The sequence below is a fragment of the Clostridium sp. MD294 genome, assembly GCF_000364165.2.
In the GTDB taxonomy this organism is placed as follows: Bacteria; Bacillota; Clostridia; order Lachnospirales; family Anaerotignaceae; genus Coprocola.
In genome coordinates this window covers 651049-677589 of sequence record NZ_CP097810.1, presented here as the reverse complement: position 1 = coordinate 677589, position 26541 = coordinate 651049, and the positions used below count along the sequence as shown (strand labels likewise).

The 26541-nt window shown below is 31.3% G+C and carries 21 protein-coding genes and 1 other annotated feature (1 of these 22 only partly in view); of the genes, 13 read left to right on the top strand and 8 right to left on the bottom strand.

The window, feature by feature from the left end; translation table 11 throughout:
- Window positions 1-49 (bottom strand) — a binding site (T-box leader) (it extends 200 nt beyond the left edge of the window).
- A gap of 88 nt (window positions 50-137) precedes the next feature.
- On the bottom strand, window positions 138-1421 hold the full coding sequence (locus tag C820_RS03290; protein WP_004035320.1) for an O-acetylhomoserine aminocarboxypropyltransferase/cysteine synthase family protein: 1284 nt from the start codon (window positions 1419-1421) through the stop codon (window positions 138-140).
- Between the two features lie 231 nt (window positions 1422-1652).
- On the opposite strand from C820_RS03290, the gene proC reads away from it, so the two are divergent.
- From proC to C820_RS03250, 8 genes are all read left to right on the top strand, one after another.
- Entirely contained in the window at window positions 1653-2465 is an 813-nt protein-coding gene (gene proC / locus C820_RS03285; RefSeq protein WP_004035322.1) for a pyrroline-5-carboxylate reductase, read from the top strand.
- 102 nt (window positions 2466-2567) lie between these two features.
- Complete coding sequence (locus C820_RS03280) at window positions 2568-2882, top strand: TfoX/Sxy family protein (protein WP_004035324.1); 315 nt, start codon at window positions 2568-2570, stop codon at window positions 2880-2882.
- Window positions 2883-3274: 392 nt separating this feature from the next.
- Complete coding sequence (locus tag C820_RS03275) at window positions 3275-5443, top strand: BglG family transcription antiterminator (protein ID WP_004035326.1); 2169 nt, start codon at window positions 3275-3277, stop codon at window positions 5441-5443.
- 15 nt (window positions 5444-5458) lie between these two features.
- Complete coding sequence (locus C820_RS03270) at window positions 5459-7342, top strand: PTS mannitol transporter subunit IICBA (RefSeq protein ID WP_004035332.1); 1884 nt, start codon at window positions 5459-5461, stop codon at window positions 7340-7342.
- A gap of 75 nt (window positions 7343-7417) precedes the next feature.
- Window positions 7418-8566, top strand: a complete 1149-nt coding sequence (locus C820_RS03265; protein ID WP_004035334.1) for a mannitol-1-phosphate 5-dehydrogenase — start codon at window positions 7418-7420, stop codon at window positions 8564-8566.
- A 119-nt stretch (window positions 8567-8685) separates the two neighbouring features.
- Window positions 8686-8946 carry an HPr family phosphocarrier protein gene (locus C820_RS03260; protein WP_004035335.1) on the top strand — a complete coding sequence of 87 codons (261 nt, stop codon included), beginning with the start codon at window positions 8686-8688 and terminating at the stop codon, window positions 8944-8946.
- Window positions 8947-9045: 99 nt separating this feature from the next.
- The gene (gene ptsP / locus C820_RS03255; protein WP_004035337.1) at window positions 9046-10746 is read left to right on the top strand and encodes a phosphoenolpyruvate--protein phosphotransferase; all 1701 of its coding nucleotides are present in this window, start codon (window positions 9046-9048) and stop codon (window positions 10744-10746) included.
- Between the two features lie 207 nt (window positions 10747-10953).
- The gene (locus C820_RS03250) at window positions 10954-11427 is read left to right on the top strand and encodes a VanZ family protein (RefSeq protein WP_004035339.1); all 474 of its coding nucleotides are present in this window, start codon (window positions 10954-10956) and stop codon (window positions 11425-11427) included.
- A 26-nt stretch (window positions 11428-11453) separates the two neighbouring features.
- On the opposite strand, the gene C820_RS03245 is transcribed toward C820_RS03250, so the two are convergent.
- The 4 genes from C820_RS03245 to C820_RS03230 all read right to left on the bottom strand — a co-directional run bounded on the left by C820_RS03245 (window position 11454) and on the right by C820_RS03230 (window position 16473).
- Window positions 11454-12116, bottom strand: a complete 663-nt coding sequence (locus C820_RS03245; protein WP_004035341.1) for a hypothetical protein — start codon at window positions 12114-12116, stop codon at window positions 11454-11456.
- 100 nt (window positions 12117-12216) lie between these two features.
- Window positions 12217-13542 (bottom strand): ABC transporter permease, encoded by a 1326-nt coding sequence (locus C820_RS03240; protein WP_004035343.1) that lies wholly within the window; start codon window positions 13540-13542, stop codon window positions 12217-12219.
- Window positions 13529-15736: a COG1361 S-layer family protein gene (locus C820_RS03235; RefSeq protein ID WP_004035345.1), complete on the bottom strand. Its 2208-nt coding sequence runs from the start codon at window positions 15734-15736 to the stop codon at window positions 13529-13531. The genes C820_RS03240 and C820_RS03235 overlap by 14 nt, the downstream gene beginning before the upstream one ends.
- A complete protein-coding gene (locus C820_RS03230; RefSeq protein ID WP_004035347.1) occupies window positions 15733-16473 on the bottom strand; it encodes an ABC transporter ATP-binding protein in 741 nt (246 codons plus the stop codon). The genes C820_RS03235 and C820_RS03230 overlap by 4 nt, the downstream gene beginning before the upstream one ends.
- Before the next feature lie 346 nt (window positions 16474-16819).
- On the opposite strand from C820_RS03230, the gene C820_RS03225 reads away from it, so the two are divergent.
- The 4 genes from C820_RS03225 to C820_RS03210 are packed head-to-tail and all read left to right on the top strand — an operon-like array spanning window position 16820 to window position 22279.
- On the top strand, window positions 16820-17287 hold the full coding sequence (locus tag C820_RS03225) for a MarR family winged helix-turn-helix transcriptional regulator (protein ID WP_004035349.1): 468 nt from the start codon (window positions 16820-16822) through the stop codon (window positions 17285-17287).
- A 16-nt stretch (window positions 17288-17303) separates the two neighbouring features.
- The gene (locus tag C820_RS03220; RefSeq protein ID WP_004035352.1) at window positions 17304-18713 is read left to right on the top strand and encodes an efflux RND transporter periplasmic adaptor subunit; all 1410 of its coding nucleotides are present in this window, start codon (window positions 17304-17306) and stop codon (window positions 18711-18713) included.
- A gap of 3 nt (window positions 18714-18716) precedes the next feature.
- Complete coding sequence (locus tag C820_RS03215; protein ID WP_004035353.1) at window positions 18717-21944, top strand: efflux RND transporter permease subunit; 3228 nt, start codon at window positions 18717-18719, stop codon at window positions 21942-21944.
- On the top strand, window positions 21941-22279 hold the full coding sequence (locus tag C820_RS03210; protein WP_004035355.1) for a P-II family nitrogen regulator: 339 nt from the start codon (window positions 21941-21943) through the stop codon (window positions 22277-22279). The genes C820_RS03215 and C820_RS03210 overlap by 4 nt, the downstream gene beginning before the upstream one ends.
- Before the next feature lie 66 nt (window positions 22280-22345).
- Here C820_RS03210 and trpA read toward each other — a convergent pair whose 3' ends face one another.
- The 3 genes from trpA to trpC all read right to left on the bottom strand — a co-directional run bounded on the left by trpA (window position 22346) and on the right by trpC (window position 25164).
- Window positions 22346-23116 carry a tryptophan synthase subunit alpha gene (gene trpA / locus C820_RS03205; protein WP_004035357.1) on the bottom strand — a complete coding sequence of 257 codons (771 nt, stop codon included), beginning with the start codon at window positions 23114-23116 and terminating at the stop codon, window positions 22346-22348.
- Window positions 23109-24293: a tryptophan synthase subunit beta gene (trpB, locus tag C820_RS03200; protein ID WP_004035359.1), complete on the bottom strand. Its 1185-nt coding sequence runs from the start codon at window positions 24291-24293 to the stop codon at window positions 23109-23111. The genes trpA and trpB overlap by 8 nt, the downstream gene beginning before the upstream one ends.
- A gap of 82 nt (window positions 24294-24375) precedes the next feature.
- A complete protein-coding gene (trpC, locus tag C820_RS03195; RefSeq protein ID WP_004035361.1) occupies window positions 24376-25164 on the bottom strand; it encodes an indole-3-glycerol phosphate synthase TrpC in 789 nt (262 codons plus the stop codon).
- Window positions 25165-25742: 578 nt separating this feature from the next.
- On the opposite strand from trpC, the gene C820_RS03190 reads away from it, so the two are divergent.
- Window positions 25743-26483, top strand: a complete 741-nt coding sequence (locus C820_RS03190) for a GNAT family N-acetyltransferase (protein ID WP_004035363.1) — start codon at window positions 25743-25745, stop codon at window positions 26481-26483.
- Window positions 26484-26541: the final 58 nt, after the last annotated feature.

Here is a 26541-nt window from a genome sequence, read left to right as displayed (position 1 = left end):
ACTCTCTGTATCGTTTCAAAAACCTACTACTTCTTATCACTGTGTTTTTATTTATATACTTTTTGTTGAAAATAAATGTAACACAAAATAAATTATCTGTCAACGACTTTTTTTTATTTTTTATTAAAAATTAGCATTTACATTTTTTCAAAAGCCTGTTCTAAATCTGCAATAATATCATCAATATGTTCTGTACCAATAGAAAGACGTATTGTTGTTGGAGAAATACCTGAAGCTGCTAATTCCTCATCTGTCATTTGAGAATGTGTTGTACCTGCTGGATTGATAACAAGAGATTTTACGTCTGCAACATTTGCTAAAAGAGAAAACAGTTTTAAATTATCCACAAAACGGTTTGCATCTTCTCTTGTGCCTTTTGTTTCTATGGTAAATATAGAAGCTCCACCCTTTGGTAAATATTTTTGATACAGTTCATGGTAAGGACTGTCAGGCAATGAAGGGTGATTTACTTTTGCAACTTTTGGGTGTTTTGAAAGATATTCCACAACTTTTAATGTATTTTCTACATGACGCTCTACACGTAAAGAAAGTGTTTCCAGTCCTTGCAAAAACAAAAAAGAATGAAAAGGACTTAAACAAGCACCTGTGTCACGAAGCAATACCACTCTTGCTCTTGTAATATAAGCAGCTTTTCCTGCAAATTGTGTAAAGCTAGTACCATGATAACAAGGGTCAGGCTCTACTAAGTGTTGAAATTTTCCGCTTGCTTCCCAATCAAAATTACCGCTATCTACTATCACACCACCTATAGAAGTGCCATGACCACCTATAAATTTTGTAGCAGAATGCACTACAATGTCTGCACCATACTCAAATGGCCTTAATAAATAAGGTGTGGCAAATGTACTGTCTACAATAAGAGGAATATTGTGTGAATGAGCAATCTCAGCAACTTTTTCAATATCAATCATACTAGCATTAGGATTTCCTATTGCTTCGATATATACTAATTTTGTATTTGATTGTATTGCCTTTTCAAAATTAGAAACATCATCTGGATTAACAAAAGTAGTTGTAACACCATATTTAGGTAATGTGTGAGCAAAAAGATTGTATGTACCACCATAGAGCGTATTTGCAGAAACAATGTGGTCACCTAATTTTGTTATGTTTTGTATTGCACAAGTAACAGCAGCAGAACCAGAAGATAAAGCAAGTGCACCAACACCACCTTCTAAAGCATTGATACGAGCTTCAAAAACATCTGTAGTAGGGTTCATCATACGGCTATATATATTACCCTCTTGTTTTAAAGCAAATAAATCAGCACCATGTTGACAGTTGTCAAATACATAAGAAGTTGTTTGATAAATTGGTACAGCACGGGAATGTGTTGTAGGGTCAGCAGTTTCTTGTCCTGCATGAAGTTGTAATGTTTCAAAACGATATTGATTTTGCATAATAGTCCTCCTTTTATATTAAAAAATAATTTTATTTGCTGTTTTAATCATACTAATTTTATATAATTTTTTTAAAACAGTAGTATTTTTATATTTATATATTAATAACAGTCTACCACAAATATATAAAAAATAAAAAATTTCTTTTTTAAAAAATAAAAAAGTGATAAAATAAATTACAACATAGTATACAGTGTATTTTTATATTGGTTGATAAAAGGAGGTAATGATATGAACTTTGGTTTTATAGGTGCAGGCAATATGGTAAGTGCTATTGTAAAAGGTATGACAATAGGTACAAAAAGTTATAATGGAAATTGTATTTATATTACAAGCAAATCCGGCGTTACAGCAGAAAAGTTAGCAGAACAATGTGGTGCACAGTATTGCAAAACAGCACAAGAAGTAATACAACATTCAGATGTGTTAGTATTGGGGGTAAAGCCGAATGTATTAGCAGAAATTTTGCCTGATATAAAACAATATATAAAAAATAAAAAAACTCTTGTAATATCCATTGCAGCAGGGAAAAAATTAGAATATATTGCTTCTTTTTTGGGAGAAGATACAGCTATTGTGAGAGTAATGCCAAATATCAACGGCAAAATTGGGGCATCTACAACAGGCATATGTAAAAATGATGTAGTAACAGAACAGCAGTTTCAAACAGCAAAAGATATGTTTGCTACAATAGGCACTGTATTGGAAATTGCAGAACAACAGTTTTCTATGTTTAGTGTAATAGGGGGAGCTTCTGTTGCATTTGCTTATTTGTATATAGATGCTTTATCAACAGCAGCATTAAAAGCGGGTATGCCTAAAAAGCAAGCATTAGAAATTACAGCACAAACTGTTTTAGGTAGTGCAAAAATGATATTAGAAAGTGGAGAACACCCTTGGGAATTAATAGATCAAGTATGTTCTCCAGGTGGTACAACAATAGAAGGCATTTGTGCTTTACAAGAAAATGGTTTTGAAAGTACGCTTGTAAAAGCATTTGATGCTGTACTGGAAAAAGATAAATGGATTGCTAGAAGAAAATAATTAATTTAAAGTAGTTGCACATTACAGAAAAAAGAAATCATTTCATATAATAATATGTTTTATGACTTCTTTTTTTGTATTTGAAAGAATAGGAGGAATAATATGGCGTCATCATTAGAATATGTAAAATTTATAGCAGAACAATTATCAGAACTAGAAGAAATTTCTTATAAAAAAATGTTTGGAGAATATGCTTTTTATTATAAAGGTAAAGTATTTGGAGGAGTATATAACAATCGTTTTTTAATAAAAATTACAAATGCAGGCAAACAACTTTGTAAGGATTTTGAGGAACAACTGCCTTATGAAGGAGCAAAAATGATGTTATTTATAAGTGAATTAGATGACAAAAATTTTTTGAAAAATTTGGTAGAAGCTACATGGAAAGAATTACCTTTCCCTAAAAAGAAAAAATAATTTATTGTGGATATAAACAAATAAAAAGCATTTTTAAAATATTAATTGGATTTTTAGTATATAAAGTTGTCAGTATGTTTTTGTAAAGTATTGTCTTTTATACACTTTCAATTTTGTCATCAATATTATTTAAAACAATATACAAAATATTGGTAATAAAGTTATGCAGTTTCGCTAAATATTGTTTGTTTTTGTATACATAAAATTATAATAGTAAGTATATGCCTATAAAACATATTATTTTTTTCACAAAAATACTTTTAAATTTTTATGAAAAGATTTCATTCTTTAAAAATGTCACTAATTATTCTAGACAAATATGGAATATGAATTAGTTGAAAGTATGCTTATTTTATAGCATAATAATAACATCGAAAGGTTGGTTTTTAAAAATGTCACCATCAAATGAAAATGTAAATAAAAAAACAAATTTGACTGCAAGACAAAAAGCCATCATTGAGATTTTAACAAAATTTACAGCAACAAATCCTGTTACGATTTCAACCATTTCAGAAAAATTAAAATTAAGTTCTCGTACTATATTAAGAGAAATGCCTGAAATTGAACGCTGGCTTTCTGAAAATGAATTTAAGTTCATCAGAAAACCGGGAGTAGGGCTAGTATTAGACGAAAGCCTTGAAAATCAAAAAAAGATATTAAAACTTTTAGATGTAGAAGTTGTACAGAAGGTATATTCTAAGGAACAAAGACGCAAATTTCTTTTAGGGGAACTTCTTGCTTCAAAAGAACCAAGAAAATCATTTTATTTTACATCAAAGTTTAAAATATCAGATGGAACACTCAGTAATGATTTAGATATATTAGGAAAATGGCTTTCTACTTATCAAATCAAAATTATACGTAAACAAGGCTTAGGTATTTATCTGGAAGGAACAGAAGAAAATTATAGACAGGCAATAGCAAATGTAGTTTATGATTTTATGGAAGAAAAAGAAATACTCAGTTTATTAAGTGGGTGTCAAGCTGCCGAAGATACTCCTAAAATAGAAATATATTCTCACAATAAACTGCTTCATTTCTTAGATGAAAAAATTGTAAAAGTAGTAGAACAGCTTTTAAGTGAAACAGAACAGAAACTGAAAATTAAATATACAGATAGTGCATATATTGGTTTAGTTGTTCATATTTCTCTTGCAATAAAGAGAATACAAAATTTAGAAAAAATAGAAATGGAACAACAAAAATTACAAAAGCTTTTGCTCACACCAGAATGTTCTGTTGCAGAAGAAATTGCACAAGGACTTTCAGAGCAGCTAGATGTAGAAATTCCTGTTGATGAAATTGGATTTATTACAATGCACTTATTGAGTGCTAAAATTTGGTTTTCAGATGATAATGCATTACTTTTTGACAAAAAAAGCAGTGTCAAAGAACTTGTAAAGAATATGATTGTAATTGTAGAGCAGATATTGGGGTTTTCGTTAAAAGAGAACGAAGAGCTTTATGAGGACTTAGTACAGCATATTCTTCCTGCTATAAGCCGTTTATCTATGAATGTGTATATTAAAAATACACAATTACAAATCATAAAAGAAAACTATAAAGACATTTTTGATGCAACAGAAAAAGCCTGCGTATTGTTAAAAGAATTTACTTCTGTAAAAGAAATACCAGAAACAGAAATTGCTTTTATTGCTATGCACTTTGGTGCAGCAGTAGAAAAATTGCGTTCTAAACAAAAACAGTTTTGTATTGCTGTTGTTTGCCCAACAGGCATGGGTACTTCTCGTATGTTGGCAGCAAATTTAGCAAAAGAATTTCATAATTTAGAAATTTGTTGTATTTTATCTGCATTACATATTGATACAAAAAAGCTTGCTGAAGAAGAAATTGATTTTATTGTTTCTACTGTAGAGCTTGATGTAAATTATACTTATGCTCATGTTAGTCCTATATTAACAGAGCAAGACAAATTGCTTTTGACAGAAATTATGAAAAAAGTACAAAAAACAAAAGCAAAAAAGCCAACAGCTGTAAAATATACAAATACCACAAAATATGCAACAAGACAAGATATTATATACATAACAGATATAGGAACAGAAATAATACAATTATTAAATAATTTGCGGTTTTTGGTGATACAGCAAATAGCTGATATTTGGGATATTATTCCTTTAGCAGGCAGAATGTTTACAAAAGAAAAAAAAATGGCAGACGCAGTTATAATGGCACTAAAAAGCAGAGAAATGAAATCAGAAACTTATATTTCTAGTTTAGAAATCATGCTTTTTCATTGTAAAACAGATGTAGTCAATCATTGTCGCTTTGGTTACATTGGTTTGAGAAAACCTTTCTGCCGAAAAGATGGTACAGGGTGGGTAAAAGGTGCTGTAGTAATGCTGACACCTGAGTATGGAACAAAAGTTTGTTTGGAAGTTATAAGTACAATTAGTAGTGCTTTAATTGAAAATGAAAAATTGATTACTTATTTACATAGTATTCACCAAGAAGCTTTTGTTATTACATTAGAACAGTATTTAGGACAGTATTATCAAAAGTGTATTGACACATTGCATCAACCTAAAAAAATATTATAAAAGAGGAGAGATATTATGAAAACTGCAGTCCAAAAATTTGGTAAGTTTTTAAGTGCAATGGTTATGCCTAACATTGGTGCTTTCATTGCTTGGGGTCTTATTACTGCATTATTTATTGAAGCTGGTTGGCTTCCTAATGAACAACTTGCAAGTATACAAGGTCCTATGCTTACCTATATGCTGCCTATATTGATAGCATATCAAGGCGGTAGAATGGTAGGAGGCGACAGAGGTGCTGTTATGGCAGCAATTGCAACTGTCGGTGTTATATGTGGTACAGATGCAAAAATGCTTATTGGTGGTATGTTAATGGGTCCTTTTGCTGGTTTGATAATTAAACAATTTGATAAAGCAGTAGAAGGAAAAATACCAGCAGGATTTGAAATGCTTGTAAATAACTTTTCTGTTGGTATTATTGGTATGATATTAGCAATATTTGGTTACTATGTAATTGGTCCAGTTATGGCAGGTGTATTAGCATTCCTTTCTGGTGGTGTAGGTTTCTTAATTGACCATAAATTACTTCCTTTGGTTGGTATATTTATTGAACCTGCAAAAGTATTGTTCTTAAACAATGCTATCAATCATGGTATATTTACACCAATTGGTACAGAGCAGGCATTGGAAACAGGAAAATCTATTATGTATATGATTGAAGCAAATCCTGGACCTGGTTTAGGTGTTTTGTTAGCATATTGGTTATTCTCAAAAGACAAAACAACAAAATCTTCTGCACCTGGTGCAATCATTATTCACTTCTTGGGTGGTATTCATGAAATCTATTTCCCATATGTTCTCATGAACCCAGTTGTATTGATTGCTCCTATCTGTGCATCAGTTGTAGCAATATTGTTCTATTCTATGATGGGTGCAGGTTTAGTAGGTCCATCTTCTCCAGGTTCTATTATTGCCTTTATGGCAGTAGCACCAAAAGGAGAACAAATTACAGTATTACTTGGCGTTTTAATTGCAGCAGTCGTATCTTTCTTGGTAGCTTCTCCTATTATTAAAATGTCTGGTGCAAAAAATTTGGAAGAAGCAACATCTCAAATGCAAAATATGAAAGCAGAAGCAAAAGGTACAGCAGCACCTTCTGCTCCAATCAATACAGGTGCTATTCCTGCTGTAGTAAAGAAAATTGTATTTTCTTGTGATGCTGGTATGGGTTCTAGTGCTATGGGTGCTACAAAATTTAGAAACAGAATTAAATCTTTAAATTTAGGTATTACAGTTATCAATACATCAGTTGACAACGTACCTGCTGATGCAGATATTGTTGTATGTCAGGAAGTATTACAAGAAAGAGCAAAAGCTTCAGGACCACAAGCACATATTATTACAATAGGAAACTTCTTAGCTGACCCTAATTTAGATGCTCTTTACAAAACATTAGAAGAAAGAGCAAATGGCGGAGGAGCAGCTCCAGTAGCATCAGCTCCAGAACCTGCTCCAGTAGCAGAAGCTGCAACACCAGCAAAATCAGACGTAATTATAAAAGAAGGTATCAAAACAGGTTTGTCTAGTGTAACAAAAGAAGAAGCTATTCAAGCAGCAGGAGAATTGTTACATAAATTAGGCTATGTAAATGAAAGCTATATTCCAGCAATGCAAGAAAGAGAAAGAACAGTTAGCACTTATATGGGACTTGGCGTAGCAATACCACACGGCACAGCAGAAGCAAAGGGCGAAGTAAAGAAAACAGGTATAGTTATGCTGCAATATCCAGATGGTGTATCTTTTGGAGAGGAAAAAGCATATCTTGTATTTGGTATAGCAGGCATTGGTGATGAACATCTTGATCTTTTAGCAAAAATTGGCGGTATTATAGAAGAAGAAGCACAATTAGAAAAATTAAAAACAGTAACAAGTCCAGAAGAAGTTTTGGCTATGTTCCAATAAATGTAGTTATCCCACTTTCTTTTGAGGAAGTGGGATTTTTAAATGATATATTATATAAAAGAGGAGGAAACACATATGAAAAAAGCAATACAGTTTGGTGCAGGTAATATTGGTAGGGGCTTTATTGGTGCATTATTATCACAGGCAGGTTATCATGTAGTATTTGCAGATGTAAACAAAGATATGATAAATAAAATCAATGAAGATAAAACATATACTGTTCACATTATGGACGTAGAATGTGTTGATTTGAAAATTGAAAACATTTCTGGTGTAGACTCTACAACAGATGCTGTTTTAGATGAAATCAAAGAGGCAGAAATAATTACAACAGCAGTTGGTTTAACAATATTACCACGTATTGCACCAACTATTGCAAAAGGTATTACAATGAGACAGCAAGCAGGTTCTGAAAGTTATTTAAACATTATTGCTTGTGAAAACGCAATTAAAGCAAGTTCTCAGTTAAAAGAACACGTATATAGTCAATTAGATGATGCTGCAAAAGCATATGCTGATAAATATGTAGGTTTCCCAGATTGTTCTGTTGATAGAATTGTACCACCTGTAAGAAGCGAAAATCCTGTTGATGTTGTAGTAGAAAATTACTATGAGTGGAATGTAGAACAAGCTTCTTTTAAAGGAGAAATTCCAGAAATTAAAGGTATGAATTTAGCAGATAATTTAATGGCTTACATTGAAAGAAAATTGTTTACATTAAATACAGGTCATTGTATTACATCTTATTTAGGATATTTAAAAAAATATAGTACAATAGACGAAAGTATTGCAGACGAAAAAATATATAGCATAGTAAAAGCTGCTATGACAGAAAGTGGAAATGGTTTAATTAAAAAACATGGTTTTGATGCAGAAGCACATATGAAATATATTGACAAAATTATAGGACGTTTTAAAAATCCATATTTAAAAGATGATGTAGCAAGAGTAGGCAGAGAGCCACTAAGAAAACTAAGTGAAACAGACAGACTTGTAAAACCTCTTATGACAGCAGTTGGTTATGGACTTCCAGTAGACCACATTATTACAGGAATTGGTGCAGCATTACACTATGATAATAAAGAAGATAAACAAAGTGTAGAATTGCAAGAAAAGATTTCAAAATTGGGTGTAAAGGAAGCTATGGCAGAAATTTCTGGCATATCTGACAAAGATTTATTAGATAAAATAGAGAAATCTTATCAAGATGTTATAAATTTATAAAATAAATAGAAATCTTTCCCTTTTTTCTTTTCAAAATCATATAGAATGGTGTATAATATGTATATGTGTAACATAGACACAAAATAATAATTTTAACAAGAGAAGGAGAGAAAAAAATTATGGTATCTAAAAAAGTAACATTAACAAACAAAACAGGTTTACATGCTCGTCCAGCTTCCAATTTGGTAGCATTTGTAAAAAAATACCAGAGCACAGTAACTATTATCAATGGTGAAAAGAAAGCAAACGCTGCAAGTATTATTAATGTTTTGACATTGGGAGCAAAACAAGGCACAGAATTGGAAATCGTTGCTGATGGCGCTGATGAAGCAGTAGCAGTAGAAGAAATTGCAAAATACATTGCTGATTTAAAAGAATGATAAAATGTGCTACTAACTCATGAATTTTTCATGAGTTAGTAGTAATTAATACGTAGGTTTCAAAAGTGGTTCTCACAAAAGAAAGGAGAAGGCTTATAAATGAAAACAATTTCTGTGACAAAAGCTGCTTCAAAAGGTATTGTTATGGGGAAAGCATTCCTTGTAGTACAGCAAAATTTGGAAGCAGATAAGAAATTAATACGTGATAGCGAAAAAGAAATCGAAGTAAAAAAATTTGAAAAAGCAGTAAAAGATACTGTAGCAGATTTGCAGATATTGGCAAAAGATAATGAAATATTTGCAGCACATATGGACGTAGCCAGTGACCCTGACCTTCATGACTCTGCTGTAGATAAAATCAATAGTGAATTAAAAAATGCACAGTTAGCTTTAGAAGAATATATTGACGCAACTGTTGAAATGTTTGAAAATCTTGATGATGAATATTTGAGAGAACGTGCTGCTGATATGAAAGATGTTGGCAAAAGAATTATGTGTCATCTCAAAGGCATCAGAAGCAATCCATTTGAAGGCATTAATGAAGAAACTATTGTTGTAGCAGAAGATTTAGCACCATCTGATACTGCAAATATGGATTTTAAATTTGTAAGAGGATTTATTACAGAAGGCGGCGGTGTAACAAGCCACGTTGCTATTATGGCAAGAAATAGAGAAATTCCTGCAATTGTTGATGTGGCTGGATTTAGAAGCGAAGTAACAAACAGCGACTATATCATATTAGATGCACTAGGAGCAAAAATTATTATTAATCCAGATGAAAAAACAAAACAAGAGTACATCAAAAAAGCAGAAGAATATAAAGAAATGAAAGCAAAATTAGAAAGCATGAATGGTTTGCCTGCTACTACAGTAGATGGCAGAACAGTAGAATTGTTTGCTAACATTGGTAATATTCCAGATGCTGAAAATGCTGTTGCAAAAGGTGCAGAAGGCGTTGGCTTGTTTAGAAGTGAATTTTTGTATATGGAAAATACAAAATTCCCAACAGAAGAAGAACAATTTACAACATATAAAGCTGCTGTTGAAACACTTAAAAAACCTGTTATCATCAGAACACTTGATATTGGTGGTGACAAAGAACTTTCTTATTACAAATTTGATGTAGAAGAAAATCCATTTTTGGGTTGGAGAGCAATTCGTATTTCATTGGATTTAAAAGATGTATTTAAAACACAGCTGAGAGCATTGCTTCGTGCAAGTGCTTATGGTGACATCAGAATAATGTATCCAATGATTATTTCTGTAGAAGAATTTTTAGCAGCAAATGAAATATTGGAAGAATGTAAACAAGAACTGAGAAGGGACTCTATACCATTTAACAACAGTATACAAACAGGTATTATGATTGAAACACCTGCAAGTGTAATGTGTTCTGATGATTTGGCAAAAGAAGTTGACTTTTTCAGTATTGGTACAAATGACTTGACACAGTATTTGTTAGCTGTTGACAGAGGAAATCAGAAAATTGCTAAAATGTATAATTCATTCCACCCTGCAGTAATGCGTGCTATTAATAAAGTAATTGAGTCTGGACATAAATATGGTAAAATGGTAGGTATGTGCGGTGAATTTGCAAGTGACGAAAAAGCATTACCAGTACTTTTGGGTATGGGATTAGACGAATTTAGTATGACAGCAACAGAAATTGCTTCTACAAGATATAATGTTCGTAATTTGAATTACAAAGAATGTCAAAAATTGGCAAAAGAAATTTGTATTCAAAGTACAGTAGCAGAAGTAATGGATTTGATAAATAACTTCATGAATAAAGATAAATAATAGTAAAAAAGACGTCGAGTAATCGACGTCTTTTTTTGTGCTCTACTTTAGACAATATATCAACAAATATTACAATATTATTGTAATATTTTACATATTGACTATTGTTTTGTATAGTAGTATAATATAAAAGTAGTAAAAATTGGTAGAAAAACCAAAATAATATAAAAATTTGATATAATGTAATAAAAAGGAGTGTGATATTTTTTGAATAAATTTAAAACAATGACATTTATAGTTTATATTGTATTTTTAGCAATGTTTTATTTTTTAATACGATTGTTTATTATAGATGCTGGTTCATTTGTAAAAAATATATATAGTTTTCATAATACTTATAGTATAGAAATGTTTAATTTTGTACCTCTTAAAAATATTATTTATTATAGTTTAAATACTGGCAGAAAAGTAGGAAATTATGAATATTTATTTCAAAATGTTATATTTTATATTATTTTATGGCTTCCTATGGGATATTTTTTTGCAGATAGTAAAGCAAATTTTAAAAAAAGTTTGCTGTTTATATTTTTAGTTGTTACAGTAATTTCATTTATTAGAGTAGTACTTTTAATTGGATTTTTTGATATAGATAAAATATTGTTATCTTGTATAGGTTTTAGTTTAGGATATTATATTACAAAAAAACTACATAAAATAATATATATAAAAGATGTCGAGTAATCGGCATCTTTTTAAGTCTTTAAAATTTAGTAATTGCTATGTTCTTTTAAAAGCATATCTAATTTGTTTTTTACTGCTTGCTTTGCAATTTTGTCCATTTGTGTTACTGTTTTCGCACCACCAGATGCAGCTAAAGCATAAGGGTCATTTAATGCTACATGAGTATCTGTTAACATAGCATAAAGTTGATGATGTGTCCATTGTCTTTCTTTTTCTGGTATACTTGGGTCAAAATAATCTGACCAACTACATAAATATTTGCCAGAAATAAAGGATAAGCTATCAATAGTACTAGAAACCGCTTCATTGTAGGCATCAGCATAGTAATTTTTAATGCTATCTTCTTGTTTTATTAACTGTCCTATATAAGTTTCAAAATAGGTTTTACGAGCAATAGAACCATCAGGGTCAACTGTTCTATAGGGGTCTACTTTTAATTGATTTTTACTTTGTAATTGTTTTATTTGTTCCATAAAATCCTCTTTTGTTATAGTGCCGATTTGTGCTGCTACTTTATCTGCTAAAGTTTCAATATTGCTATTTGCAGCTTCTTGTCCTTTTGAAGAAAAAGTGACACGGTCGCTATTTGTAGTTGAGGCAGTTTTACCTTCCGTTTGTTTTGATGAAGCAAAATGAGCAGTGTGTAGTGTAGATATTTGTTTAGCAAGCGGATTTAGTTTAATGTTCATAAATTCCCTCTCCTTTCCCTTTGTTTGATTTTATTATCGACAATTTCAATAGAAAATTAATATAAAAAAGGAAGATTAAAAAACCTTCCTATTTTCTTTTTTATTCTGTTTTAATTGCAGATAATGCACTTAATTTCATAGCTCTTTTTGCAGGCAAATATCCTGCAGCAATGCCTATAAATGTAGCAAATACAAGAGAAGCACCACACAACCAAATAGGAATGGAGGAAAGCATATTACTATTAGTTCTGATGGCAAAAATATTGACAATTTTGGATGCTCCCAAGCTGACCAATATACCAGCAAGACCGCCAGCAAAACCTATAAATGCGGCTTCTGTCAAAAACAATTTTTTAATATCTGCCAAAGAAGCACCTATTACTTTCATAACTCCTATTTCTCTTGTTCTTTCATATATTGCCATAACCATAGTATTCGTAATGCCTATTGCTGCAACAATAAGTGAAATTGCTCCTATTGCTCCCAACATCATACGAAGCATTTTGGTTGTTTCTTTCATTGTTTCTAATTCATCTGTTAAGCTGGAAGCTCTAAACCCCATATTTTTAATACTTTCTTGTACCTCTTTTACATTATCCATATTGTCTACTTTTACCATAGCACTTTGATAAACGCCTTTTTTGATTTTTTCTGCATTTCTATTGTTATATTTTTTGGCTTCATATTCTGATTGTGCTATTTTAATTTTTTCTAATTCTTTAATGGGCATGAACACATTATATCCGTCAGAGCCTCCGCTGCTTACTGTTCCTACTACATCTACTTTAATGGGTTTAATTGCTTTGTCGGCGTGCTTTGTGCCATAATTCCAATCTGTTGTTATCATCACTTTATCATTTAATATATCTATTTCTGGAGAAGGAGAGTCATATCTCATTCTCCAGCTTAATTTGGGATTATAGAAATTACTTACAACATCACCGCCAAATACAAGTGTTTTGCTGTCACCTTCCTGCAATACTCGCCCTTGTTCTGCTTTATATCCCATAGCTTCCATACTTGCTGGGTCTATGCCCTGTACAGAAGCATCTGCTACATATTTTCCTGCAACAAAATATAGATATTCATTCATAACAGGCGTTGCTGCTTCTACATGGGGTATTTTTTTAAATTCTTCTATGGTATTTACTGTAATTTCTGTTGCTTTTTTATCATTTTTGCTGCTTGTGCTTTCGCTATCATCATAATAATAACTGTTATTGCCTGCAGTATAAACATTAATTACTTGTAAACTACCCCACTCTTCTACTTGTTTTTGAAAACTTTCATTCATACCAATACCAATAGAAACCATAACAACAATAGATGCTGTACCAATGATAACGCCAAGTATTGTTAAAAATGTTCTGAGTTTTCTTTTCCATAAATTTCGCAGTGCCATTTTTACCATATCAGAAACGCTCATTGTTATCACGTCCTTGTGTATCCTTATTTGGCATTTGTTCATAATAATCTACATCTTCTGGTGCAAAATCGTCATATTCTTCTTCCTCTGCTGCTAAAAATGCCTCTTCTGCTTTTTTCTTTTTGTGTTTTACTATCATTACTATTGCAATAATAAGTATGATTATTAATATACCAACTACAATACTAATTATAATAGGTTTTGATATGCCACTTTTACCTTCCATATCTTCCATACCCATCATGTCCTCCATAGGCATAGGCTCTATTACATTTAATATAAAATCTCTTTTTTCTTCTATGGTTTCTCCACTAGCATCGTCATAGCTTACCACAATACTTACAGGAACTTTTCCCATAGATGTAGGAGTAAAACTTGCTTCATAGTAATCACTAGAACCGGATTCCAAATTACCAATATATGTATTTCTGTTTTCTGTTTCCACATCTCCCTCAATACGTATCATTAAATTGTTGAGTGTGACTTTTCCAGTATTGTAATAGCTGAAATTTACTGTAACAGGCATACCCATTTCAATTTGCTGTGGAAGTGTATAATCGTCTATATCTAATTGTGTTACTTGTTTTACATTGATGCCTAAAAGTTCCTGAGAAGTATATTCATTTCCGTCTTGGTCTTCGTATTCAAAATTGACTGTTAATGTATATGTTTTAGGCTGAGCGTCTGGCACAACATATAATCGAAGTGCTTTGTCTACTTTTCCTTTTGGTACAATATCATCAAAATAAAATGTGTTGCTGCTATCTACTGGCGTAAATATATTTCCTGTTTTTGCAGTATCAGAAGTGGTTTCTTCTGCCATAGTTAAAAACATTTTGATATTGTGAACAGATTTATATTTATGGCTGTTCATGAGTGTCATAGTTAAATCAAATTCATTACCTGCCATAACAATAAGAGGGTCACAAATATAGTCACTTACAATAATTTTAGGTTTGCTTTTTTTCTCGTCTTCTTCGTCTTTTTCGTCTTCTTTGTCTTTTTTAGGATTAGAAACATTCACACCTGCATACTGTTTAAATGTTGTTGCAGTACCTGCTTCATTTTCATATTCTATAGTAAACTCTATAGGGTAATTTTGTGTAGAAGCAGAAGAAGTTCCTGCAAATGTAAATGAAAAATGGCTTGTTTCATTAGGAGTTAATACTTTTACATTTTTAATGCTTGTAGATTTTGGTACAACAGCACCACTTTCTCCCATACCTGAAGCACTTACTTTTATATTTTTGGCTTCTCCTTCTCCAATATTTACTAAATCAAAAGAAATTTCAAAGTTTTGGTTTACTGCATAAGTATCTGTAGGTTCTGTCATATTTCTAATTTCTAAACTAGGTTTTTCTGTGCTACTACTCCCTCCTACATTTATGTAATAATTTTGGGATTTGTCATAGGAACGTCCTGCATCATCTTTATATGATATTTTTAATGTAATAGGATAAGTACCCCCAGCGATTTCTTTTCCTGCAATGAGGGGAAATGAAAATTGCTGTGTAGCACCTGCTGCAATGCGAGAAAAATTTTGACTGTCTAAACTGTTGTTTACACTAATACCATCGCTGGAAAGTCCCTCTAATGTCAAATTAACTTCGTGCATAGTAATAAAATTGTTATTTACAATTTCACCAGATATTGTAGTGGTTTCTCCTGCTTCTATTTCAGAAGGTGTAACGACTACATTTTCAAATTTAAAATCTGGCTCTCCTGATAAATTATTTACTTTTAAATATATTGTATCTTTTCCTGTAAACTTAATATTATAAGTATTAAAATAGCTGTAGTTTAATGTTACAGGATAATTTTTAGTTGCTGCAGTTCTTTCTACGTCCACTGTTAATTCGATTTCTGTTTCACTTCTAGGAGCTAATGAAGAAATTCTATTTTCTTCTCCCGCAAAACCTACTGTAAAAGGAGTGTTGTCAATATCTGTAAATGTAGGTTGTATTACAATAGCTTTTGCACCATAAGCACTGCCATTCCTTAATTTAATTTTAATGGTGTTTGTTTTACCAGGTGTTACCTCATACACAGGGCCATTTATTAGTATAATTTCTGGTTGTGCTGCATTAGGGTTTATAATTTCGTCATCATCTTCAGCAAAAACAGTAGCAGGTAATGTTATCATTTGTAATAAAATAAACAATGTTAAAAAAATACTTGTAATTTTTTTTGTCATTTTATATGTTCTCCTTTCTCTTGATGAGGTTTTGACTGTCTTCTGTTTTTATTATGTTCTATTTTTTCAATTTTTCCATCAGAAAGATGTATAATTCTATCTGCATATTCTGAAATTTCTAAATCATGTGTAACAATAACAAGTGTCTGTTTATTTTTTTGTGCTAAATCGGTTATTAAATCCATCATTTCATATGTTGTTTTGGTATCTAAATTTCCAGTAGGTTCGTCGGCAAAAACAACTTGAGGGCTGTTTATAAAAGCTCTTGCAATACTTACTCTTTGTTGTTGCCCTCCACTCATTTCAGAAGGTTTGTGATTGGCACGTTCTGAAAGTCCTACCGCATTGAGCATTTCCATAGCTCTTTTGTTCCTTTCTGCTGTGGGTACTTTTCGAAATATCAATGGTAATGTTACATTTTCCAGTGCTGTTAATGTAGAAAGAAGATTGTAAGACTGAAATACAAAGCCAACATATTGCTGTCTGAATTTTGCTAATTGGTCTTCATTCATACGCTCCATATGGCATTTATTAAATATGATACTACCTTTTGTAGGTTTTTCTAGACCTGCAATCAAATTAAGAAGTGTAGACTTTCCTGAACCAGATTTTCCTAAAAGACAACAGATTTCACCATGTGAAATATCTAAACTTAAATTGTTTATTGCTGGTATTTTTTCATTGCCCATACGATATATTTTTTTAACATTTCTGATTTTGATAACTGTTTCTGCCACAAAAGTACCTCCTTACTAATACATAAGACGAGTAAAACCATAAAAATGTTTCAAAAAATTTGAATATTATAATGATTGTAAATACAAAAAATTACTATCATTATAAATCAATTTTGTTACATAATTATTAAAGCAGAGAAATAATATATTACATTTTTCTTAAAATTTCTATGGCATACTTATAAATATTGTTTTTATAAAAATAGTGATAAACATATTTCATTTTTTTACGTAAAATTTGTATAGATATATGTTGTGAAAATACTATAATAGAATTGACAGAAAAACAGTTTTATTATAAAATAATGTTTGTTTTTTATAATATATATATAAAAGGGGTATGCACATGAAAAGGGACTTGTCCCAAGATTTAGCCAAAAAAATGCTTGATTTCCAAATACAATGGGGACAATGGAATAAAAATGTGATAAATCAAGTATTTAATATTAATGGTAAAGGAGATAATAATTTAACATTACAACAGTTTATTATATTAATGCTAATACATAAAATGGACATTACATCTGTTTCACAAATGGCGTGTTTATTAAATTTGAGTAAAAGTAGTCTTTCTTTGACGCTTTCTAAAATGGAAAAAGAGGATTTATTACAAAAAACACCTGCTCCAAAAGGAGATGATGGCAGAAAAGTTTATTTATGTGTTACACAGAAGGGAATTTCTGCTTTAGAAGAAAGAGAACAAAAAACATTGCAATTTTTTGTAGAGTATTGTGACAGCCTTTCTCAACAACAAAGGAACGATTTAAGTATAGGTATAGAAAAACTAAGTCATGTTTTAAGTAAAGATAGTTAAAGGAGGAGCTATTGTTATGAAGAAAAATTATACAGCGTTATTACTAGCATTGGTAGTTACAATGTCAGTAGTTGGCTGCGGCAAAAAAGAAGTACCAGAAATGCCAGAACCAGAGCAGGCGGCACGTGCGGTAGAAGTAATGACACTTTCCAATGATACTATTGCAAGTGAATATACATATTCTGGAAAGGTTGCACCAAATCAGCAAGCAAATGTACTTAGTATTGTGGGAGGAAAGGTAGCACAAGCAAATTATGATATAGGACAAAATGTTTCAAAAGGTGCAGTAATGTTTCGTATGGATACAGCTGATGTAGAAAATCAAATTAATGTACTAAGAGCTTCTTTGACAGCAGTAGAAGCAGGTATCACTTCAGCAAAAACAAATTTAGAATTAGTAAATGGTGCATCTATGCAGTCACAAATAGAAAATGCAAAAACTGCTTTAGAAAATGCAAAATTGAATTTTGACAATATTAAAACAAATTATGAAAATAATAAAGTGCTTTTTGAGGCAGGTATATTATCAGAAACAGAAATGAACCAAATACAATTAAGTTATGATAGTGCAGAAGTAGCTTATAATCAAGCAGAACAAAATTATGATTTAGTGGCAAATAAAATGCCAGCTGAAAATCAAAGAAAAGCAGAAGATGCCTATAATTCTGCAGTAGCACAGCAAGCATCTATTAATGCACAGATTAAAAGTGCACAAAAAACAATATCAGATGCTACAGTAACAGCACCTATTTCTGGTGTTGTTACAACAAAAAATATTGTGTCAGGCACAGTACTTTCTCAAGCAAGTCCTGCTTATGTCATTACAGATATGAGCAAAGTAAAAATTAATGTTGCAGTAACACAACAAGTTATAAATACATTGTCTGTAGGGCAAGAAGTAGATGTAGTACTTTCTGCTATATCACAAGAACCTTTTAAAGCAACTATTACTACAATCAATCCTGTAGCAAATACACAAGGAACATATGATGTACAGGTAGAATTGAATAACTCAGATGGTATATTGAAAGTAGGTATGTTGGCAGAAGTATCTTTTACAAAAGAGAGTGCAGAAAATACCATTGTATTACCAAGAAGCTGTGTGATAGAAAAAGATAATGAAATTTATGTTTACATAGAAGAAAATGGAAAAGCAAAAAAAGTTTTAGTAACAACAGGCATTGATACAGGAGAAAATATACAGATTACAAGTGGATTAGAGGAAGGTATGAATGTCGTAACAAAGGGACAAACGTACTTAAATGATGGTGATGTAGTACAAATTGCTTCAGATAACAATACTGAAAGTAGTACCAAAACAGATACAACAGATGATGCTACAGACAGCACAATAGACACAGAACAACAAAATACAATTACTCAAAAAGAGAATTCTGCTGACAGTGCTTCTCTAAAGGAGGAATAATGAATGGGTTCTTTATCAAAAATATCAATACTCCGTCCTGTTACAACAGTAATGATATTACTTATGGTAGTATTAGGAGGAATATTGGGATATAGTGGGCTAAGTTTAGCGTTGATGCCCACAATAGATATACCGATTGCATTGGTTAGTACAACGTATATAGGTGCAGGTCCCAATGAAATTGAAACATTGATTTCAAAGCCAATAGAAGAAGCATTGTCTTCTATTAGTAATGTAGACACTGTTACATCAATATCTTCTTCTAATAGTTCTATTGTATTAGTACAATTTCAAGATGGTACAGATATTGATATGGCAGCAATAGACATGAGAGAAAAAATAGATATGGTGAAGGGCTCTTTGCCTGAAGATGCTAATGACCCTATGGTATTGAAAATGGACATTAATGCACAACCAATCTATGTAGGTGTTACAAGTGAAAATTTAGACTTGGCACAATTAAATGATTTATTAGAAGAAAATATTGTAAACCGTTTGGAAAGAATAGAAGGTGTATCTGCTGTTAATCTTTCTGGTGGTGATGAGAATGAAATACAAATTACGTTAAATCCAGATAAAATGGAAGGATATGGATTAACTGCACCACAATTAGCACAAGCATTATCTGCTGAAAACTTAAATTTACCTTCTGGAAGTATTTCACAAGGTGACAGTAAATTACAAGTTAGAACAATAGGAGAATTTAAGTCACTAGATGATATTAAAAATGTTATGATTACCACAGGAACAGGAGCAGTAATGCCATTGAGTGATATTGCACAAGTAGAAGAAGTGGTAAAAGAAAGAAGTTCTTACACATTAGTTAATGGTAAACAAGGTATATTAGTATCCATTGATAAAAATTCTACAGCAAATGTAGTAAAAGTCAGTGATTTGATTACAGAAACATTAAATAAAATTGAAAAAGAATATCCAGAAATTGATATATTGATGTTAACAGATACTGCAGAATATATCAAACTATCTATTAATAATGTTACACAGACTGCATTTCAAAGTGCGATTATAGCAGTAATTGTATTGTTTTTATTTTTGAGAAATCCGACAACATCATTGATTATAGGTGTATCTATACCAACATCTATATTAGCAACATTTGCATTGATGTATTTATCAGGTATGTCATTAAATGTTATATCAATGGGTGGTATTACTATAGGTATTGGTATGCTTGTAGATAACTCTGTTGTTGTTATGGACAATGTATTTAAGTATTGGAATAAAGGATATTCTGCAAAAGAAGCAGCAATGATAGGTTCAAAAGAAATCGGTATGGCAGTTGCAGCATCTACATTAACAACAGTAGCAGTATTTTTGCCTTTGACATTTGTAGAAGGAACAATAGGGCAGATGTTTAAAGATTTATCATTTACAATCTGTTTTGCACTTTTGGCATCATTGATTGTATCATTAACATTTGTTCCTATGGCTTGTGCACAGCTTTTAAATAGGAGAGAAAAAAATAAAAAGAAAAGAAAAGGCTTTATTACAAAAATATTAGATGTTTGGGGAAAAGGTCTTGAAAAATTAGACAATTTTTATAGAAAATTGCTTGTGTGGGTGCTTCGCCATAAAAAAAGAACAATTATTGTTGTAGTAGCTTGTTTTATAGCAACATTGGCTTGTGCACCTCTTGCAGGATTTGACTTTATGCCAGAAACAGACGAAGGTTCTGCATCTATTTCTATAGAACTGCCTAAAGGTTCTAAATTGGAACAAACACAAAATATTACAAATGAAGTTGTAGACAGAATAAAAACAATACCAGAAATTGATTATTATTATGGTATGGTAGGCTCTGGTATGGTTTCAAGTGGAACAGACTCCTCTACTGTTATGATTAGTTTGGTAGAATTGGAACAAAGAAAAAGAAGCACAGATGAAGTTTGTGATGAAATAAAAGAATTAATTTCTGACATTGCAGGAGCAGATATTACAGTAAGTGCTTCCAGCAGTGCTATGGGTTCTTTCGGTGGTTCTGATATTTCATTTAATATTACAGGATATGACTCTGATACATTGCGTCAAGTAGAAAATGAAATAGTAGATTTGCTTTCTACAGTACCAGGTCTGGTTGATGTAGAAGGTTCTTCAGAAGATGTTGTGCCAGAAGCACGTGTTGTATTGGATAGAAAAAAAGCATCACAATATGGCATTACTACATCTTCTCTAGCAAATACATTAAATACAGCAGTATCTGGTTCTGTTGCAACACAATATAAAGTAGATGATGACGAAATTGATGTTAGAATACGATATGACCAACAAAAAATGAATTACATTACAGATTTGAGAAATATTACAATACGTTCTAACACAGGTGCATCTATACCATTAACAGAAGTAGCAAATGTTGAAATTACAGATGGTGCATTACAAATTCATAGAGAAAATCAAAAAAATTATGTGAGTGTTAGTGCAAATACAAAAGATATTGATACTAGTACAGCACAAAAACTTATTGATGAAAAACTGTCAAGTTATGCTTTCCCTGAAGGCTATGAATATGAATATGGTGGTACAACGGAACAAATGATAGAAGCATTTACAAAACTAGGTATTGCATTGCTTGTAGCGATACTTTTGGTATATATGATTATGGCATCACAGTTTGAGTCATTAATATATCCTACTATTGTTATGTTTTCAATGCCATTAGCTTTAACAGGTGGTATATTTGGCCTTTTGATAACAGGAAATACTATTACAACAACGGCATTTATGGGATTTATTATGCTAGTTGGTATGGTTGTTAATAATGCTATTGTATTGGTAGATTATACTAATCAATTAAGAGAAAGAGGTATGGAATGTTTTGACGCATTAGTAGAAGCAGGACCAAGCCGTTTAAGACCAATATTAATGACAACATTGACAACAATAATCGGTATGCTTCCTATGGCATTGGGTGCAGGAGAAGGTACAGAAACACAAAAACCTATGGCGATTGCTATTATATTTGGTATGGCAATATCTACAATCGTTACATTGGTATTGATACCTGTATTGTATTTAGGAATTACAAATTTTAGAAATAAATTAAAAAGGAAAAAACCTCCTAAAGATATATATCAAGAAGAAGAACAAGACTATAGCAAATTTAATACTTCTGTCAAAATACCAGAAGATAAAGTTAGACCAGATACGAGAGAAAAGAAAAAAGACAAAAAAAGTAAAAAGTCTAAAAATAATGAGGGATATGAAGTATGAAAAAAATTGAAATCATTATTCGCCGTGAAAAAGTAGACGAAGTAAAAACAAAATTGTATGAAATGGGTGCAACAGGTATTATGCTTTCTAATATTGCAGGATATGGTCAAGATGAGGGCTATATACAAAAATATAGAGGAAAAGAATGTAAATTTCAAACAGTACAGAAAATAAAATTAGAAATGGTAGTAAAAGATGAACAAGTAGGTGCGATTGTGCAGGTAGCCATGGATTTAGCACGTACAGGTAAGCCTGGCGATGGTAGAATATATGTATATGATGTTTGTGAAGTTATTCGTATACGCACAGGAGAAAGAGGAACAGAAGCACTATAAAAATAAAAACACAGTCAATATAAATGATTGGCTGTGTTTTTGTTTTACTTGTAATAAATTTATTTATTATACTATAGATTGTTTTATTTGTTTTATATAGTCTTCTACATATGTTATACAGTTCTTTCCATACTTTTCACAAATTTTAACAATTTCAAAATCTACTATAAAACCATCTGCTTTATTTGCTATTTGTTTGATTTGTTCTGAAGTAGAAGTGTTAAAATTTATAGCACAAGGAATATCTTTCACTTTTTTTACAAGTTCTATCATGGCAGAAATATCTGATGCAATTTTAGAATGTATTTCTGTTACTCCCATAGAACAAATACAATATATAAAGCCATCTGCTTCTTTGGCTATCATAGATATTCTTTCATGAGAAGTAGGTGCAATAATTGAAATTAAATCTATATCATATTGTTTACATAAAGGTAGAAATTCTAATTTTTCCTCAAAAGGTAAATCAGGTAGTATTAATCCATCAATACCTAATTGTGCTGCTCTAGAAATAAATTTTTCAGCACCATAGCTAAATACAACATTGGCATATGTCATAAAAGCAAGTGGAATATTTGTATTTTGTCTTATTTTTTCTACCATATCAAATATTTTATCTGTTGTGACGCCACCTGTTAATGCTCTTAAATTTGCTGCTTGTATTACATCACCTTCTGCAGTAGGGTCAGAAAAAGGTATTCCTAATTCTATGAAATCTGCTCCTGCTTTTTCCATAGCATATACAATTTGTTCTGTTACTTCAATAGAAGGGTCACCACAAGTAATAAATGGTATAAATGCTTTTCCTTTTTCAAATGCTTTTTTGATATTACTCATTGATATTCTCCCCCCTAAATTTTGCAACAGATACACAATCTTTGTCGCCACGTCCAGACATATTTATTACAATAATATTATCTTTTTTCATATTTGGAGCAATTTTCATAGCATAAGCTACAGCATGGGCACTCTCTAAAGCCGGAATAATGCCTTCTACACGAGAAAGATATTCAAATGCTTCTACTGCTTGCTCATCTGTAATAGGAACATATTCTGCTCTGCCTGTATCATATAACCAAGCGTGTTCTGGGCCAATGCCTGGATAATCCAGTCCAGCAGAAATAGAATATACTGGAGCAATTTGGCCATAATTATCTTGACAGAAATAAGATTTCATACCATGAAATATACCTAATCTACCTGTTGCGATTGTTGCAGCAGTTTCTGCAGTATTTACACCTCTTCCAGCTGCTTCACAGCCTATTAGTTTTACAGAAGTATCTTCTATAAAGTGATAAAAAGCACCTATAGCATTTGAGCCGCCACCTACACAAGCTAATACTACATCAGGAAGTCTACCTTCTTTTTCAAGTATTTGTTGTTTGATTTCTTTTGAAATAACGGACTGGAAATCTCTTACAATAGTAGGAAAGGGGTGAGGACCCATTACAGAACCTAATACATAATGTGTGTCATTAATGCGGTTTGTCCATTCTCTCATTGTTGCTGAAACAGCATCTTTTAATGTAGCTGTACCAGAAGTAACAGCATGAACTTTTGCTCCCAAAAGACGCATTTTGTATACATTAAGTGCTTGGCGTTGTGTATCTTCTTTCCCCATAAATACTTCACATTCCATACCCATAAGTGCTGCAGCAGTTGCTGTTGCGACACCATGCTGTCCTGCACCTGTTTCTGCTATCACACGAGTTTTACCCATTTTTTTGGCTAAAAGTGTTTGTCCTAATACATTATTAATTTTGTGAGAACCTGTATGGTTTAAATCTTCTCTTTTAAAATAAATTTTTGCACCACCTAATTTTTCTGTAAGGTGTTGAGCATAATATAATGAAGAAGGCCTTCCTGTGTAATTGTGAAATAAATCTGACAATTCTTTTTGAAATTGTGTATCATTTTTGTAATGATTATAAGCCTCCTCTAGTTCTATAATGGCATTCATGAGTGTTTCAGGGATATATTGACCACCATGTACACCAAAGCGTCCTTTAGACATTGTATTCTCTCTCCTTTTTATGTTGGTGTGATAGTTTGTTTTGCTAAAAATTTTCTATTGTTATGTATTACTTTATCTGTTATTATGCTTCGCCACGCAATAATTTTAATGTTTGTTCTTTGTTTTCCGCTTTCATGAGTACTTCGCCTACTAATACAGCATTTGTACCAATTTGTTTGAGTTTTATAACATCTTCAGGTGTTTGTATACCACTTTCTGAAACAAATATACAGCTATCTGGTACAAGATTTCTAAGTTGCTGACTTTGTGTCATATCAATACGAAAAGACTCTAAATCTCTGTTGTTTATACCTATTATTTTAGCACCAACTTCTACAGCTTTTTTCACTTCTTCTGCTGTACGAGCTTCTACCAATGCAGAAAGGCCTAAACTATGTGCTAATTCTAAATATTCCTGAAGTTGTCCCTCTTTTAATATAGAGCAGACCAAAAGTATAGCAGAAGCACCTAACAATTTTGCTTGATATATCATATATTCAGATACTGTAAAGTCTTTTCTAAGTATAGGAATAGACACATTTTCAGAAATTTGTTTTAAATGTTCATCTCTACCTAAAAAGTAATAAGGCTCTGTCAAACAAGAAATAGCATTTGCTCCTGCTTTTTCATATTGTTTTGCAATATTTATAAAGTCAAATTCTTCTGAAATAATACCTTTGGAAGGAGAAGCTTTTTTTACTTCGCATATAAAAGCCATATTTTTTGACTGTAATGCTTTGTAAAATGGAAAACCTGTGTTAGCATTCATAGCTTCAGCTTTTTGTTTTAATTCTACAAGAGGACAAATTCTCTGTTCCTCTGTAATTCTGGTTCTAGTTGTTTTTACAATAACTTCTAAAATATTTTCCATAATTATCACCTCATGTTATTTTTTATTGATTGGTATATTTTATAAATCATTACTATTGTAATTTTGTTTTTGTACTGTCTATAAACTCCTTTCTAATATTTATTTGAAAAATAAAAAAACGCCCAAGACAATAAAAAATATTGTCAAGGGCGGGCAAATCTGTCCGTGGTACCACCTTGTTTTACAGCAATAAAAACATTACTAAAATACTATTTATGGAAAAAAATGTCAATGTTTTATAAAAGCTGTACACTCTTAGAAATACTATCATATTTCCGACAACTAACGTATGTCTTACGTTGCAGAATACTCAACAGCAAAAAACTGTTTTTGGCTGCACCCTCAGCGACCCATTTAACAAACTGCATACTATTTGGTTTCCAGCAACCCAAACTCTCTGCAAGTGCAAATTTTGTTTTTATTTTCGCATCAACGGTTTTACTTATATTATTGGGTATTATTATAGCACTGGTAAAAAGTTGTGTCAATAAAAATATAGTTTGCATAATAAAAAATTAATTGTAATAGATGGTGTTTTATGCTATTTTTATACTAGAAAATGAAAGGCTGTGAACAAAATGACAAAAGAAATAATAAAAAATAATATTGAGAAATTGTTGTCAAAACAATATTGTTGTAGTTTAGAAGAATTACAGGGAGATAAAATAGTATATACTGTTCATGATAGTATAGAAAAACCATATATTAAAATATTAGCTTATCAAAATTGTGTAGTGGTCTGTACATCAAAAAATTTACATTATAAAATACAAAAACTTTTAAAAGGAAAAAATAGAGATGAAATTTTTGAAAATCCATTTGTATATGGTCAGACAATACATTATGTTGCAAATACAAATAATATGTGTGATATATCACCATTACTAGAGTGTGAACAGGAATATCTTTTTGATAAAAATATTTTATTATTGAATGGTTTGACAGGTTTTGAAAATTCTTTAACTTTTGATAGTAATGGTTTTACATCAACAAAAGCAACTTATATTGCAAAACATAATAATACTATTATTGGAATTGCAGGTGCATCTCATTCTTCTATAGCAACTGTATGGGAAATAGGTGTAGATGTCATAAAGGAATATAGAAATGCTAGAATAGCAAGTTGCTTAGTAAGTAAATTAACAAAAGAATTGTTAACACGAAATATTGTTCCATTTTATTCTGCTTCTGTTACAAATATTGCTTCACAAATGGTAGCAAACAAATGTAATTATGTGCCTTTTTGGGTAGATACGTTTGGAACAATACTTGATGGAAGTTCTGTATATCATGATGTTGTTCAAAATTTAATATTATAATATGTTAGGTAGTTATAAAAAAATAAATGACTGCCTTATTTTTATTTTATAAAAAAAT

Bases quoted from the DNA above. Each gene is read 5' to 3' on its own strand.
- C820_RS03290 (WP_004035320.1), bottom strand. From the start codon at position 1,421: ATGCAAAATCAATATCGTTTTGAAACATTACAACTTCATGCAGGACAA.
- proC (WP_004035322.1), top strand. From the start codon at position 1,653: ATGAACTTTGGTTTTATAGGTGCAGGCAATATGGTAAGTGCTATTGTA.
- C820_RS03280 (WP_004035324.1), top strand. From the start codon at position 2,568: ATGGCGTCATCATTAGAATATGTAAAATTTATAGCAGAACAATTATCA.
- C820_RS03275 (WP_004035326.1), top strand. From the start codon at position 3,275: ATGTCACCATCAAATGAAAATGTAAATAAAAAAACAAATTTGACTGCA.
- C820_RS03270 (WP_004035332.1), top strand. From the start codon at position 5,459: ATGAAAACTGCAGTCCAAAAATTTGGTAAGTTTTTAAGTGCAATGGTT.
- C820_RS03265 (WP_004035334.1), top strand. From the start codon at position 7,418: ATGAAAAAAGCAATACAGTTTGGTGCAGGTAATATTGGTAGGGGCTTT.
- C820_RS03260 (WP_004035335.1), top strand. From the start codon at position 8,686: ATGGTATCTAAAAAAGTAACATTAACAAACAAAACAGGTTTACATGCT.
- ptsP (WP_004035337.1), top strand. From the start codon at position 9,046: ATGAAAACAATTTCTGTGACAAAAGCTGCTTCAAAAGGTATTGTTATG.
- C820_RS03245 (WP_004035341.1), bottom strand. From the start codon at position 12,116: ATGAACATTAAACTAAATCCGCTTGCTAAACAAATATCTACACTACAC.
- C820_RS03240 (WP_004035343.1), bottom strand. From the start codon at position 13,542: ATGAGCGTTTCTGATATGGTAAAAATGGCACTGCGAAATTTATGGAAA.
- C820_RS03235 (WP_004035345.1), bottom strand. From the start codon at position 15,736: ATGACAAAAAAAATTACAAGTATTTTTTTAACATTGTTTATTTTATTA.
- C820_RS03225 (WP_004035349.1), top strand. From the start codon at position 16,820: ATGAAAAGGGACTTGTCCCAAGATTTAGCCAAAAAAATGCTTGATTTC.
- C820_RS03220 (WP_004035352.1), top strand. From the start codon at position 17,304: ATGAAGAAAAATTATACAGCGTTATTACTAGCATTGGTAGTTACAATG.
- C820_RS03215 (WP_004035353.1), top strand. From the start codon at position 18,717: ATGGGTTCTTTATCAAAAATATCAATACTCCGTCCTGTTACAACAGTA.
- C820_RS03210 (WP_004035355.1), top strand. From the start codon at position 21,941: ATGAAAAAAATTGAAATCATTATTCGCCGTGAAAAAGTAGACGAAGTA.
- trpA (WP_004035357.1), bottom strand. From the start codon at position 23,116: ATGAGTAATATCAAAAAAGCATTTGAAAAAGGAAAAGCATTTATACCA.
- trpB (WP_004035359.1), bottom strand. From the start codon at position 24,293: ATGTCTAAAGGACGCTTTGGTGTACATGGTGGTCAATATATCCCTGAA.
- trpC (WP_004035361.1), bottom strand. From the start codon at position 25,164: ATGGAAAATATTTTAGAAGTTATTGTAAAAACAACTAGAACCAGAATT.
- C820_RS03190 (WP_004035363.1), top strand. From the start codon at position 25,743: ATGACAAAAGAAATAATAAAAAATAATATTGAGAAATTGTTGTCAAAA.